The organism is Streptomyces mobaraensis NBRC 13819 = DSM 40847 (assembly GCF_017916255.1).
Taxonomy (GTDB): domain Bacteria; phylum Actinomycetota; class Actinomycetes; order Streptomycetales; family Streptomycetaceae; genus Streptomyces; species Streptomyces mobaraensis.
The window spans coordinates 3,004,015-3,017,312 of record NZ_CP072827.1 but is presented as its reverse complement, the minus strand read 5'-3'; the positions used below and the strand labels follow the sequence as shown (position 1 = coordinate 3,017,312).

The 13,298-nt window shown below is 72.9% G+C and carries 9 protein-coding genes and 1 tRNA gene; 7 read left to right on the top strand and 3 right to left on the bottom strand.

Annotated elements, in window-relative coordinates; genetic code table 11:
• Positions 1 to 336 precede the first annotated feature (336 nt).
• Both J7W19_RS12630 and J7W19_RS12625 read left to right on the top strand, forming a co-directional pair.
• Positions 337 to 1,719, top strand: coding sequence for an NAD(P)/FAD-dependent oxidoreductase (locus tag J7W19_RS12630; RefSeq protein ID WP_004949006.1), 1,383 nt, complete (start codon positions 337 to 339; stop codon positions 1,717 to 1,719).
• A gap of 280 nt (positions 1,720 to 1,999) precedes the next feature.
• The gene (locus J7W19_RS12625) at positions 2,000 to 3,310 is read left to right on the top strand and encodes an SAM-dependent methyltransferase (RefSeq protein ID WP_004949007.1); all 1,311 of its coding nucleotides are present in this window, start codon (positions 2,000 to 2,002) and stop codon (positions 3,308 to 3,310) included.
• Between the two features lie 57 nt (positions 3,311 to 3,367).
• Here J7W19_RS12625 and J7W19_RS12620 read toward each other — a convergent pair whose 3' ends face one another.
• Both J7W19_RS12620 and J7W19_RS12615 read right to left on the bottom strand, forming a co-directional pair.
• Positions 3,368 to 5,884: an ABC transporter permease gene (locus J7W19_RS12620; RefSeq protein ID WP_040891053.1), complete on the bottom strand. Its 2,517-nt coding sequence runs from the start codon at positions 5,882 to 5,884 to the stop codon at positions 3,368 to 3,370.
• An 86-nt stretch (positions 5,885 to 5,970) separates the two neighbouring features.
• On the bottom strand, positions 5,971 to 6,753 hold the full coding sequence (locus tag J7W19_RS12615; protein WP_004949010.1) for an ABC transporter ATP-binding protein: 783 nt from the start codon (positions 6,751 to 6,753) through the stop codon (positions 5,971 to 5,973).
• A gap of 496 nt (positions 6,754 to 7,249) precedes the next feature.
• Here J7W19_RS12615 and J7W19_RS12610 point away from each other — a divergent pair.
• A tRNA-Leu gene (locus tag J7W19_RS12610) sits at positions 7,250 to 7,332 on the top strand.
• A 130-nt stretch (positions 7,333 to 7,462) separates the two neighbouring features.
• Here J7W19_RS12610 and J7W19_RS12605 read toward each other — a convergent pair.
• Positions 7,463 to 8,062 (bottom strand): TetR/AcrR family transcriptional regulator, encoded by a 600-nt coding sequence (locus J7W19_RS12605; protein WP_004949012.1) that lies wholly within the window; start codon positions 8,060 to 8,062, stop codon positions 7,463 to 7,465.
• A gap of 351 nt (positions 8,063 to 8,413) precedes the next feature.
• Between J7W19_RS12605 and J7W19_RS12600 the strand changes: the two genes are divergently transcribed.
• The 4 genes from J7W19_RS12600 to J7W19_RS12585 are packed head-to-tail and all read left to right on the top strand — an operon-like array spanning position 8,414 to position 13,225.
• Positions 8,414 to 9,445 (top strand): fumarylacetoacetate hydrolase family protein, encoded by a 1,032-nt coding sequence (locus tag J7W19_RS12600; RefSeq protein ID WP_040891058.1) that lies wholly within the window; start codon positions 8,414 to 8,416, stop codon positions 9,443 to 9,445.
• The gene (locus tag J7W19_RS12595; RefSeq protein WP_152265432.1) at positions 9,442 to 10,686 is read left to right on the top strand and encodes a thiolase family protein; all 1,245 of its coding nucleotides are present in this window, start codon (positions 9,442 to 9,444) and stop codon (positions 10,684 to 10,686) included. The genes J7W19_RS12600 and J7W19_RS12595 overlap by 4 nt, the downstream gene beginning before the upstream one ends.
• Positions 10,683 to 12,428, top strand: a complete 1,746-nt coding sequence (locus tag J7W19_RS12590; RefSeq protein WP_201768255.1) for an AMP-binding protein — start codon at positions 10,683 to 10,685, stop codon at positions 12,426 to 12,428. Before J7W19_RS12595 ends, J7W19_RS12590 begins: the two co-directional genes overlap by 4 nt.
• Positions 12,425 to 13,225, top strand: a complete 801-nt coding sequence (locus J7W19_RS12585) for a cyclase family protein (protein WP_004951188.1) — start codon at positions 12,425 to 12,427, stop codon at positions 13,223 to 13,225. The genes J7W19_RS12590 and J7W19_RS12585 overlap by 4 nt, the downstream gene beginning before the upstream one ends.
• The last annotated feature ends 73 nt before the right edge of the window (positions 13,226 to 13,298 follow it).

Here is a 13,298-nt window from a genome sequence, read left to right as displayed (position 1 = left end):
TTCGTGAAATCCTTCACATGAAAATGAGGGACTGGAACGCTGGTCCAGTGCCGATCGGGCCCCATCCGGGGCCGAACGGGCCCGGATGAGCGGGAACGGGCCTTCTCCGTCCGGCGGGAAGGAACGTTCAGGCAGGGCGGCGGAACCGAGTGGTCCAGTTGCGTCCGGGGGCGCAAGGCCAGCTCAGCGGGGGTGGTCAACGCGTTTTGGGGTCCGGTGGTTCCCCGGAAGGGGTATGGCGTCGGTCACGTGGGCCGCGCAGTGTAGCAGATAGCACCCCGCGTCTTGTGAAGGGGCGCACGAGCACCCCTTCGGGGTGTGCTGGATACTCGAATCATGAGCACCACGGAGCGTCCACGGATCCTCGTAGTAGGCGGTGGGTACGTCGGCCTGTATGCGGCGCGCCGCATCCTGAAGAAGATGCGGTACGGCGAGGCGACCGTCACGGTCGTCGACCCGCGCTCGTACATGACGTACCAGCCCTTCCTCCCCGAAGCAGCGGCCGGCAGCATCTCGCCGCGTCACGTCGTGGTGCCGCTGCGACGTGTGCTCCCCAAGGCGGAGGTCCTCACCGGCCGCGTCACCACCATCGACCAGGACCGCAAGGTCGCCACGATCGCCCCGCTGGTGGGCGAGGCGTACGAGCTGCCCTTCGACTACCTGGTCATCGCGATGGGCGCGGTCTCCCGTACCTTCCCGATCCCCGGCCTCGCCGAGAACGGCATCGGCATGAAGGGCATCGAGGAGTCCATCGGCCTGCGCAACCACGTCCTGGAGCAGCTGGACAAGGCCGACTCGACCACCGACGAGGAGATCCGCCGCAAGGCGCTCACCTTCGTCTTCGTCGGCGGCGGCTTCGCCGGCGCCGAGACGATCGGCGAGGTCGAGGACATGGCCCGCGACGCGGCCAAGCACTACCGGAACGTGAAGCGCGAGGACATGCGCTTCATCCTGGTCGACGCCGCCGACAAGATCCTCCCCGAGGTCGGCCCCAAGCTCGGCCAGTACGGCAAGGAGCACCTGGAGAGCCGCGGGGTGGAGATCCACCTCTCGACGTCCATGGACTCCTGCGTCGACGGCCACGTGGTGCTCAAGAACGGCCTCGAGGTCGACGCCAACACCATCGTGTGGACCGCGGGCGTCAAGCCCAACCCGGCGCTGGCCCGCTTCGGCCTGCCGCTGGGCCCGCGCGGCCACGTGGACACCCAGGCGACCCTCCAGGTCACCGGCACCGACTACATCTGGGCCGCGGGCGACAACGCCCAGGTCCCGGACCTCGTCGGCCGCAAGGCGGGCAACGAGAACGCCTGGTGCCCGCCGAACGCCCAGCACGCGCTGCGCCAGGCCAAGGTCCTCGGCGACAACGTGGTCTCCGGCATGCGGGGCTTCCCGCAGAAGGAGTACAGCCACGCCAACAAGGGTGCGGTCGCCGGTCTCGGCCTGCACAAGGGCGTCGCGATGATCGTCATGGGCAAGATGAAGATCAAGCTCAAGGGCCGTCTCGCCTGGTACATGCACCGCGGCTACCACGGTCTGGCCATGCCGACCTGGAACCGGAAGATCCGCATCTTCGCCGACTGGACGCTGGGCATGTTCCTCAAGCGCGAGGTCGTCTCGCTCGGCGCCATGGAGAACCCCCGCGAGGAGTTCTACGAGGCCGCCAAGCCCGCTCCGCAGCCGGCCGACGCGGTTCCGAACCAGAAGGCCAAGGCCGGCTGAGTCCGCCGCCGCGCGGCGCACGCACGGCATCCGCTCAAGGGCGTCCACCAAATCCGTGGGGTGGGCGCCCTTCGGCGTGCCCCCGCGCGCCCGCCACTCCTGAGCCGACCCGCGCCCCCGCCGCGCCCCCGTGAGCGCCCGGTGCTCGGCCGACATGGCGATTTTCCTTCCCCGGCGGGAAGATGACGCACTCCCGAAGGGAAGGACTACAGCACGGCTCGCCGGTGTTTAGGTGTCAGATGAATCAATCTCCTGACACCGCATCATGGAGGTGTGCGACATGGCCCAGGCCGCCCGACGGCTCGCCGACCTCGCGGAACGGGTACTGGGGGCGCCGCTCCCCATCCGCCTCCGCGCCTGGGACCGCAGCGAGGCGGGTCCGCCCGGTGGGCCGGTGCTCGTGGTCCGCAACCGCCGCGCCCTCCGCCGCCTGCTCTGGAAGCCGGGCGAGCTCGGTCTGGCCCGCGCCTGGGTGGCCGGGGACCTCGACGTCGAGGGAGATCTCTACGCGGCCCTCGACCTGCTCGCCGAGTCGATCTGGGAGCGCGGTGAGGAGCCCGTCCGCCGCTCCGGCCTCCGGGCGGCCCTGGACGCCCTCCGGGACCCCGGCACCCGGGCCGCGGGCCGTGAGCTGCTGAGGCTCGCCGGGCCCTGGACACCGCCCGCGCCGCCCCCGGAGGAGGCCCGCGGGACGTCCGGGCGACTGCACAGCCTCCGCCGCGACAAGCAGGCCATCAGCCACCACTACGACGTCGGCAACGCCTTCTACGAGCTCGTCCTCGGCCCCTCGATGGTCTACTCCTGCGCCTACTGGGAGCCCGAGGGCACCCTGGAGGACGCCCAGCGCGCCAAGCTCGACCTCGTCTGCCGCAAGCTCGGCCTGGCCCCCGGCACGCGGCTGCTGGACGTCGGCTGCGGCTGGGGCTCGATGGTGCTGCACGCCGCCCGCGAGTACGGGGTGAGCGCGGTCGGCATCACCCTCTCCGAGGAGCAGGCCGGCTACGCCCGCAAGCGGATCGCCGAGGCCGGGCTGACGGACCGGGTGGAGATCCGCGTCCAGGACTACCGCGAGATCTCCGACGGGCCCTTCGACGCGATCTCCTCCATCGGCATGGCCGAGCACGTCGGCCGCGACCGCTACGCCGAGTACGCCGCCGACCTCTACGCCCTCCTCCGCCCCGGCGGCCGGCTGCTCAACCACCAGATCGCCCGGCGCCCGCTGCGGGACGAGGAGGCGTACCGGGTCGACGAGTTCATCGACCGCTACGTCTTCCCGGACGGCGAGCTCGCGCCCGTCGGACGGACGGTCGCGCAGCTGGAGGAGGCCGGGTTCGAGGTCCGGGACGTGGAGGCGCTGCGCGAGCACTACGCGCTGACGCTTCGGCGCTGGGTGGCCAACCTGGAGGAGCACTGGACCGAGGCCGTGCGGCTGACCTCGCCGGGCCGCGCCCGGGTGTGGCGGCTCTACATGGCCGCCTCGGCGCTGTCGTTCGAGCACAACCGCATCGGCGTCAACCAGGTGCTGGCCGTACGGACCCCCGGATCCGGTGATCCGGGACTGCCGCTGCGCACCCGGGAGTGGCGGGCCTGAAACGGCCGGAGGGCCCGGCTCCGATCGTGGAGCCGGGCCCTCGCGGGATCGGGGCCGTCAGTCGGCCTTGATGGCGGAGAGCATGTTCAGCCGTGCCGCCCGGCGGGCCGGCCAGAGCGCCGCCAGCACGCCGACCACCGCGGCCAGCAGCAGGAACAGGGCTATCCGGCCCCAGGGCAGGGTCAGCTCGTAGGTCGCCATGCTGGTGGCGATCTGCTCGCCGGCGGCCCAGCCGAAGAAGACGCCGAGGACGATGCCCAGCACCCCGCCGAAGAGCGAGATGACCAGCGACTCCAGGCGGACCATCCGCTTGATGCCGGTGCGGTCCAGGCCGATGGCCCGCAGCATGCCGATCTCCTGCTGGCGCTCGAAGACGGACATGGCCAGGGTGTTGACGACGCCCAGCACCGCGACGATCACCGCCATGGCGAGCAGGCCGTAGAGGACGTTGAGCATCATGCCGATCATCGACGCGACCTCGCGCGAGATGTCGTCCTTGTCCTGGACCTGGATCGCCGGGTTGTCGCCGAGGGCCTTGCGCAGCGACTTCTTGGTCGCGGCGCTCGCTCCCGTGTCGGTCTTGACCAGGACCTGGCGGTCGACGAGGTCGGACATGTGCGGGGTCAGGGTCCGGTTGTCGACCATGATCCCCTTGAGCATGTCGTTGCCCTTGTAGATCCCGCCGACCGTCAGCCGGCCCTTCTTGCCGTCCTCGTAGGTGACCTCGAAGGACGAGCCGGCCTTCCAGTGGTGGCTCTTGGCCGTGCTGTCGTCCACGACCACCCGCTGCCGCTGGGACAGCGCCGCGTACGAGCCGGTCGTGAAGTCGACCTGGGTGAGCCTGCCGATGCTCGCGGCGTCCACGCCGGTCAGGTACTCGCCGTCGCCGTCGATGCGGGAGGGCGACTGGCGCAGGGCGCTGACGGCGGTGACGCCGGGCTGCTTGGCGAGCTTCTCGGCGATGTCGGGGGAGAGGTCGTTCATGTTGGCCATGACGACCACGTAGTCGGCCTTCAGCGAGTCGGCCGCCATCTTGTCGATGGCCTTCTGCACGCTGTTCCCGATGACCGTGAGGCCGGTGATCAGGGTGAGGCCGATCATCAGCGCGGAGGCGGTCGCGGCGGTGCGGCGCGGGTTGCGGACCGCGTTCTGGCCGGCGAGCTTGCCGGGCATCCCGAAGCGGCGCAGCACCGGACCGGCGGCGGCGATCAGCGGCCGGGAGAGCAGCGGCGTCAGCACGAACACGCCGATGAGCAGCAGGCCCGCGCCGATCCCCAGGCTGGACTTGTCCTTCGCCACGACGGCGACCGCGGCGCCCGCGGCGGTGAGGAGCGCGCCGATGGTGTTGCGGACCACCAGGGACTTGGTGGTGGCCACGGCGTGGACGCTGTTCATGGCGGCCACCGGGGGGATCTTGGCGGCGCGCCGGCCCGGGAGCCAGGCGGCGAGCATGGTGACCAGGACGCCGACGGCCAGCGAGGAGATGATCGCCGACGGCGGGATGACGAGCGGGCCGTCCGGCATGGCGTCGGAGGGCATCAGGGCCTTCATGCCGGCGCCGATGCCGATGCCGGCGAGCAGACCGGCGACGGCCGCGACCGCGCCGACGACGAACGCCTCGACGAGCACCGAGCGGGTCACCTGGCGGCGGCTGGCGCCGACCGCGCGGAGCAGGGCCAGTTCCTTGGTGCGCTGGGCGACCAGCATGGTGAAGGTGTTGGCGATGATGAAGATGCCGACGAACAGGGCTATTCCGGCGAAGGCCAGCAGACCGGTCTTCACCCCGTCCATGCCCTGGGCGATCATCTCGGCCTCGTCGTCGGCGAGCTTCTTGCCGGTAGTGGCCTTGGCGTCACGCGGCAGGATCTTGTCGAGCTCGGCCTTCAGCTTGTCCTGGGACGTGCCGGGGGCGGCCTTGACGTCGATCTCGTTGAACCGGCCGGGCTTGGTGAAGAGCTTCTGGGCGGTGGCGGTGTCGAAGAGGGTGAGCGTGCCACCTGCCGTCACCTGGCCCTTGTCGGTGGTGAAGATGCCGGTGATCTTCTGGGGGAGGACCGGGCCCCGGACGGACATCCGGACGGTGTCGCCGACCTTGAAGCCCGCGCGCTCGGCGGTCTTGGCGTCCACGGCGATCTCGCCGGCGCGCTGCGGCGCCCGGCCGGACTTCAGCGGATAGCGGGCGTCCTTGCCGTCCTTGCCCGGGAAGTAGTTGGAGCCGGCCCGGGTGAAGCCCGAGCCGACCAGCTCGCCGTCCTTGTCGGCGAGGTAGGCCTGACCGTCGACGCTGCCGGTGGCCGAGGCGGCGCCGGGGACCTTGGCCGCCTTGTCCAGCAGGCGCTGGGTCAGCAGCGGGGCGTCGCCGGGCTTGCCCTGGTCGTCGTCGTCCTTGTGCGGCTGGACGGCGACGTCGACGTCGGCGAAGCCCTTCTGGCTGCTGCTCTGGAGGGCGCTGGAGAAGGTCTCGGTGAAGACGAGGGTGCCGGAGACGAAGGCCACGCCGAGCATCACGGCGAGGACGGTCATCAGCAATCGGGCTTTGTGCGCGAGGACGTTGCGCAGTGCGGTACGAAACACAGGTGGTCCTGGGGGTCGGGTGGTCTGGTCGGCTGACGTCCGGTTTCGGCTGCCGGGCGGCCTGTCGGTCTCCGGCGGCCGGACGGTCAGCTGGTCCGGCCCTTGGCGTCGAACGCCTTCATGCGGTCCAGGACGGCGTCGGCGGTCGGCTCGTACATCTCGTCGACGATGCGGCCGTCGGCGAGGAAGACGACGCGGTTGGCGTAGGAGGCGGCGACCGGGTCGTGGGTGACCATGACGACGGTCTGGCCCAGTTCGCGCACCGAGTTGCGCAGGAAGCCCAGGACCTCGGCGCCGGAGCGGGAGTCGAGGTTGCCGGTGGGCTCGTCGGCGAACATGATCTCGGGGCGGCCGGCGAGGGCGCGGGCGACGGCGACGCGCTGCTGCTGGCCGCCGGAGAGCTGGTTCGGGCGGTGCTTGAGCCGGCCGGAGAGACCGACGGTGTCCACGACGGTGTCGAGCCACTTCTTGTCGGGCTTGCGGCCGGCGATGTCCATCGGCAGCGTGATGTTCTCCAGGGCGTTGAGCGTGGGCAGCAGGTTGAACGCCTGGAAGATGAAGCCGATCTTGTCCCGGCGGAGCTGAGTCAGCTTCTTGTCGTTGAGCGCGGTCAGCTCGGTGTCCCCGATCCGGGCGGAGCCGCCGGAGACCGTGTCCAGCCCGGCCATGCAGTGCATCAGCGTCGACTTGCCCGACCCCGACGGTCCCATGATCGCGGTGAACTCCGCCCTGCGGAAGTCCACGGACACGGCGTCCAGGGCGACCACCTGGGTCTCGCCCTGGCCGTAGACCTTGGTGAGATCCGTGGCACGGGCCGCCACCTCGGCGGTGCGGACGGCGGTCGGGGCGCCGTAGGGGCTGGTGGTCACGGGGGACACTCCTGTCGGGACGCGGAACGGGACGTGATTCCATGGTCCTGTCCGCCTGCCCGGCCCGGATCAGACCAGGCTCCCGTTCGCGGGACCGTCTCCAGAGGTACGGGCGGGGGGCCGGGTCATCCTCCGGTATGAGGGCGCCGACGCCGGGTCCGCCGGTGTCCGGGCGATGCCTCGGGGGTGCCCTGGGGGTGCCTCCGCCGGCGCCGGAGCGGCCGGACGGTGAGGGAACGGCTACGGAGGGGTGAGCGGGGAGTCGAGATTGCGACAATTCCGGGAGAGTGCCCGGGTGGGGTGGTGAACGGGATGGATCGGCCGCTGGCATGTGCCTATGGCGTCATTGCTGCACTGACAGCTCCTCAGTTGCCCATAAAATAAGACAACCTCTGGTCAGTGTTCCGCTGTTTGGGGGGCGCCACCCGGATAGGCTCATCCTGTTCTCCTCGAGGGAACCCGCGCGCGCGTCCGTGCACGCGTGGCCCGAGGGCCCGCCCGGATGGTGGAATGCAGACACGGCGAGCTTAAACCTCGCTGGCCCTTCGGGCCGTGCCGGTTCGAGTCCGGCTCCGGGCACATCCGCACGTTCACCGTTCGCCTGTGGGCGGGCGCGTGTGCCCGGCGACGGGCGGACCCCGGTCATACGGTCGGCGTCCGCCCGTGCGACCGGGGTCGTCGGCCGTGGGGCCCGTGTGTTCCGGGTGCCTCAGGCGTCCGGGGCCGGGCCGCCCGCCAGCTCGAAGAGGGTCCTGAGGGCGGCGAACGCCTCCGCCCGGTCCACCAGGCCGTCGAGGCCGTGCAGGGTGTTCACCCCCACGCCGCTGCCGAAGACCAGCGAGGCCAGGCTCTTGGCGTCCGGCAGCCCCGGGGTGCCGGCGGTGATCCGCTCCAGGTAGCCGACCCAGACGCGGCGGGTCCCCTCGTACCCCCGTACATAGGCGTCGCGCAGCGGGCCCGGCCCGCCCATGACCTCCGGCAGGACCGTCGCGAACACCCGGCCGCAGGGCGCGTCCACCACCGCGAGGTGGGCGTCGAGCAGGGCGTCGAAGGTGAGCGGCCCGGACTCCGGGAGCACCCGGCGGTACTCCTCCTCGGCGCGCTGGAACGCCTGCCCGATCACCGCGACGATCAGGCCCTCCTTGGAGCCGAAGTGCCAGGCGACCGAGCCGCGGCTGATGCCCGCGCGGTCGGCGACGGCCTGTACGGAGGCGGCCCGCGGGCCGCCCTCGGCGACCAGTTCGGTGGCGGCCTCCAGCAGCCGCCGGCGGCTCTCCCGGGCGGATTCCTCACGACGGCCGGCAGTCATGCGGTGATTGTTCCACGGGGGTGGGGGCGGCCGAAGAGGTATGTATCCCTCCGCTTTCCGTCCCGTGTCCGGAAAACCAATCCCCGCACACCACTTGACGGTCTGTGCCGGGCGTTCAACGATTGGACCACCGTCCAGTATTCGCGGGTGAGCGGAGCCGGGGACCTTGAATGCCCTGGTGTACGGCGGCTCGCACCGCAGAAGTGGCGGGACACGTTCCGAGCCGCACGTCGTCGCACGCCCCTCGTACCGCTCCTCGCCGGCTGTACGCCGGTCGATTCACGCCACCCCGGGCCTCCCCGTGTGCCCATCCGTCCGCCCGGGACCACCGACCGCACGATCGGAGCCGTCATGCGCCTGATCACGTTCGTAGGCAAACACCCCGCCGGCGGGCCCCCGCCGGACCGGCCGCGCGCCGGCGTCCTGTTGGACGGCGGCGCCCCGGACGGCGCCGTCCTCGACCTCACCGCCGCCGCGCCCGACGACCCGCGCCTCGGCTCGCTCCAGGCCCTGATCGAGTCCGGCGAGGCCGGTCTGGACCGGGTGCGGGAGCTGTGCGAACGGCGGCCCGGCGAGGCCGTACGCCCCCTCGCCGACCTCCGGCTGCTGGCGCCGCTGCCCCGGCCGGTGCGGCTGCGCGACTGCGGGCTGTTCATCGCCCACCTGGAGAGCGGGCTGCGGGAGCTGGCCCGGCGGCAGGCCGCGGCGGCGGAGGACCCGGCCGCGGAGTTCGAGCGGCTGATGGCCAGTGGGAAGTTCGACCTGAGCCCGCTGTTCCGGGAGCGGGTCATGTACTACACGGCGGACCACCTGGCGGTGAGCGGGCCGGAGGACGAGATCACCGCGCCCACCGGATCGCGCGAGCTCGACTTCGAACTGGAGTTCGCGGCCGTGGTGGGCCGGACCGGCCGGGACGTGAAGCCCGCCGACGCCCCCGCTCACGTCTTCGGCTACACCGTCTTCAACGACTGGAGCGCCCGCGACCTCCAGGCCGTCCTCATGCGCGCCGGGGTCGGTCCGTGCGAGGGCAAGGACTTCGCCGGCTCCAACACCCTCGGCCCCTGCGTCGTGACCCGCGACGAGCTCCCCGACCCGTACTCCCTGACCATGACCGCCCGGGTCAACGGCGAGGAGTGGTCGCGCGGCACCACCGACGGGATGGAGCACAGCTTCGAGGACGCCGTGGTGCACCTCAGCCGGGACCGCGCGGTGCACGCCGGAGAGGTCATCGGCTCCGGAACCGTGCCCTCCGGCACCGGGTTCGACCTCGGGCGGCACCTGAAGGACGGCGACGTGGTCGAGTTGGAGGTCGAGGGCATCGGCGTGCTCCGCAACACCGTCCGGGTGCCCGCCGCGCGGAACGGGGAGCCGGGCCGGTCATGAGTGACGCGTACGTGCTCGGCGTCGGCCGCACGGCGTACGGCCGGTTCCCCGGCCTGACCGTCGGCGCGCTCGCGGGCGAGGCGCTCGCCCTGTGCCTGGCTGACGCCGGGGTGGAAGCCGCCGCCGTGGACGCGGTGTTCTTCGCCAACGCCACCCAGGGCGCCCTGGAGGGGCAGCACCTGGTGCGCGGCCAGGTGGCGCTGCGCGCCGCGGGAGTCAAGGGCATCGAGGGCGTCCCGGTGTTCAACGTCGAGAACGCCTGCGCCTCCGGGACCGCCGCCGTCCACCTGGCGGCCACCGCGGTCCGGGCCGGGGAGGCCGACGTCGCCCTCGCCGTCGGCGCCGAGAAGATGTACGGCGCCGACGAACCGCGGCTGGCCGCCGCCTTCCACGGCGGGCTCGACGTCGCCCGCTGGGAGGAGGGGCTCAAGGCCCTGCGGGAGGCGGCGGGAGCGGAGGCGGCCCCGCCGGGCCGGCGCTCGGTGTTCATGGACGTCTACGCCGCGCTCGCCGCCGACTACCGCCGCCGCCACCCCGGCCTCACCCCCCGGCGGCTCGCCGCCGTCACCGCCAAGAACCGGCGGCACGGCGCGCTCAACCCGCGCGCCGCCCGCCGCGAGGCGCTCACCGTCGACGAGGTGCTGGCGGCGCGGACCATCGTGCCGCCGCTGACCCAGCCGATGTGCGCGCCCATCGGGGACGGCGCCGCGGCGGCCCTGGTCTGCTCGCCCGCCGCGGCCCGCCGGCTCGGCGCCGGCCGGGCGGTACGGATCCGGGCGAGCGTCGTCGCCTCCGGCACCGGCCGGACGCTCGACGAGGAGGCCCGCCGGATCACCCGCCTCGCCTCGGCCGCCGCCTACGAACGGGCCGGCCTCGGCCCGTCGGACGTCTCGCTGGCGGAGGTCCACGACGCCACCGCGATCGGCGAGGTGCTCCAGGTGGAGGCGCTGGGCCTGGTCCCGGACGGGGAGGGCGCGCACGCCGCCGAACGCGGCGAGACCGCCCTCGGCGGCCGGCTGCCCGTCAACACCTCCGGCGGCCTGGAGAGCAACGGCCATCCCGTCGGCGCCACCGGCGTCGGTCAGATCCACGAACTCGTCACCCAGCTCCGCGGCGAGGCCGGCGACCGCCAGGTCCCCGGCGCCCGCGTCGGCCTCGCCGAGAACGGCGGCGGCTTCCTGGGCTTCGAGGAGGCCGCGGCGGCGGTGGTCGTCCTGGAGGCACCGGGGAGGCGGCCGTGAGCGCGGGGGAGGGTGCGGGCGCGAGGCCGGCGGGCACCGGAGGGGCGCCCGGCCTCGGGCCGATGACGGTCACCGGACCGGCGACCGCCGCCCGGACGGCCGCGGAAGGCGGGACGGCGATGGGGCGGGCGCCGGCGGCGGGCCTCGGGGCCGTGCCGCGTGCCGGGACGTACGCGGCGGCCGGCCGGACAAACGTCGCGTACCTGCTGCACCGGGCCGCCGCCGAGGCGCCGGACGCGCCCGCCGTGTGCGAAGGGGCGGACGTGCTCCGGGACTACCGGGGGCTCGCCGAGCGGGCCGCCGCGATCGGCGGGGCGCTGCTGCGCGCGTACGGGCTGCGGCCCGGCGACCGGGTGGCGCTGGCCATGCGGAACACCCCGTTCTACCCGGAGGTGCTGTTCGGCGTCTGGTGGGCCGGGCTGGTGGCGGTGCCGATGAACGCCCGGCTGCACCCACGGGAGTTCGCGCAGCTGGTGGAGGACTGCGGCGCGCGGGTCTGCGTCGCCACCGGCGAACTGACCGGTCCGCTGGGCGGGCAGGGGCTCGGTCCGGCCGTTCTGGTGGACGTCGACGAGCTCTGCGGGACCGCCGGGCGGCCGGGGCCGCCCGCCGGCGTGGCGGACGACGCGCCGGCGTGGCTCTTCTATACCAGCGGCACCACCGGCCGGCCCAAGGGCGCCACCCTCACCCACCGCAACCTGCGCGCCGCCACCGACAGCGCGCTCGCCGACATCGGGGACGGCGTCGAGGCGTCGATGCTGCACATCGCCCCCATGTCGCACGCCGGCGGCCTCTTCGGCCTCGCCCACGTGGCGCGCGCCCGGGCCCAGGTCTTCCCGCGCGGCGGCGCGGTCACGGCGGACACCCTGGAAGAGGCGCTGCGCGCGTTCGGCCCGGTGGCGTTCTTCGCGGTGCCGACGATCCTGCGCCGCCTGCTCGACCCCGCCCTGCTGCCCGACGGGCTCGTCCCGCGCGTGCACCGCATCCTGTACGGCGGCGCACCGATGTACCGGGAGGACCTGGAGCGCGTCGTCGCCCGCTTCGGCGCCGGGCGGCTCTGGCAGGGCTACGGGCAGGGCGAGTCGCCCGGCACCATCACCCACCTGCGTCCCGAGGACCACGCCGGGGACGACCCCGAGGCGCTGGGCCGCCGGCTGGCCGGCGTCGGCCGGGCGCGGACCGGTGTCGAGGTGCGGGTGGCGGATCCGGACGGACGGGAGGTGCCCACCGGGACGACCGGCGAGGTGCTGGTCCGCGGGGCCACCGTGATGTCCGGCTACTGGAACGCGCCGGAGGCCACCGCCCGTACCCTGCGCGGCGGTTGGCTGCACACCGGCGACCTGGGCCGGCTGGACGCCGACGGCTTCCTCACCCTCGTCGACCGGGCCAAGGACCTGGTCATCTCCGGGGGGTCCAACATCTACCCCCGGGAAGTGGAGGAGGTCCTGCTGCGCCATCCCGCGGTGGCCGAGGCCGCGGTGGTCGGCGCGCCGGACCCCGAGTGGGGGGAGCTGCCCGTCGCCTTCGTGGTGCGGGCCGACGGCGGCGGGACCGCGGGACTCGAAGCCGCCCTGGAGGCGCACTGCCTCGGCCGCATGGCCCGCTACAAGCGGCCCCGCCGCTTCCTGTTCGTGGCCGCGCTGCCCAAGAACAGCTACGGAAAGGTGCTCAAGACCGAACTGCGGGGGCTGATCGGCCGGCCCCCGGAAGCCGACAACCCGAGAGCTGGTACCGCGATATGAGCCGCATCGTCGACCTCACCTCCCCCATCGACCCCCGTGACCTCGACCTCGTCCCGGAGAGCATGCCGGACCTGGCGCTGGTCGTCGCCCCGCGCATGGACTACCACACGCACGACGAGTGGGGACGGGACTTCATGGTCGCCTCCTTCGGGTGTGACCCGGACGACCTGCCCGGGCGCGAGGGCCCGGCCGGGGAGGTCATGCACGAGATCAGCACCCACTGCGGGACGCACGTGGACGCCCCGCTGCACAGCGGACGGCTGTGCGAGGGCCGGCCGGCCCGGACGCTGAGCGACATCTCCCTGGAGGAGTTGTACCGGCCGGGCATGGTCCTCGACGTACGGCCTTGGGCGAAACCAGGGGAGGCCATTCCGGTCGAGGCGCTGAAGCAGGCGATCGCGGCCACCGGGCGGGACGTCGAGCCGGGCGACGCGGTGCTCGTCCGGACCGGGCAGGAGCGGTACCGGCTGGGCGACCCCGAGTACTTCGCCTATCCGGGCATGTCGGGGGCGGGGACGCGGTACCTCACCGGGCTGGGGGCCACCGTCCTGGGGACGGACGCCATCGGGTGGGACCGGCCGATTCCGGCGATGCGGCGGGCTTTCGAGGAGACGGGGGACGCGCGGCACATCTGGGACGGGCACTACGCGATCCAGGAGAAGGAGGCTTTCATCGTCCAGCAGTTGGTGAACCTCGGCGCGCTGCCGTCGAGTGGGTTCATGGTCGGGTTCTTCCCGTTGAAGCTGACGGGGACGAGTGCGGCGCCGGCTCGGGTGGTGGCGTTCGTGGAGGGGTGAGCCCGGTCCCTCCCCCAGAGGGGGCACCCCCAGTCCCCAAACGCCGGACGGGCTGAAGTGTGCGCCCGGGCGG

Bases quoted from the DNA above. Each gene is read 5' to 3' on its own strand.
- J7W19_RS12630 (WP_004949006.1), top strand. From the start codon at position 337: ATGAGCACCACGGAGCGTCCACGGATCCTCGTAGTAGGCGGTGGGTAC.
- J7W19_RS12625 (WP_004949007.1), top strand. From the start codon at position 2,000: ATGGCCCAGGCCGCCCGACGGCTCGCCGACCTCGCGGAACGGGTACTG.
- J7W19_RS12605 (WP_004949012.1), bottom strand. From the start codon at position 8,062: ATGACTGCCGGCCGTCGTGAGGAATCCGCCCGGGAGAGCCGCCGGCGG.
- J7W19_RS12600 (WP_040891058.1), top strand. From the start codon at position 8,414: ATGCGCCTGATCACGTTCGTAGGCAAACACCCCGCCGGCGGGCCCCCG.
- J7W19_RS12595 (WP_152265432.1), top strand. From the start codon at position 9,442: ATGAGTGACGCGTACGTGCTCGGCGTCGGCCGCACGGCGTACGGCCGG.
- J7W19_RS12585 (WP_004951188.1), top strand. From the start codon at position 12,425: ATGAGCCGCATCGTCGACCTCACCTCCCCCATCGACCCCCGTGACCTC.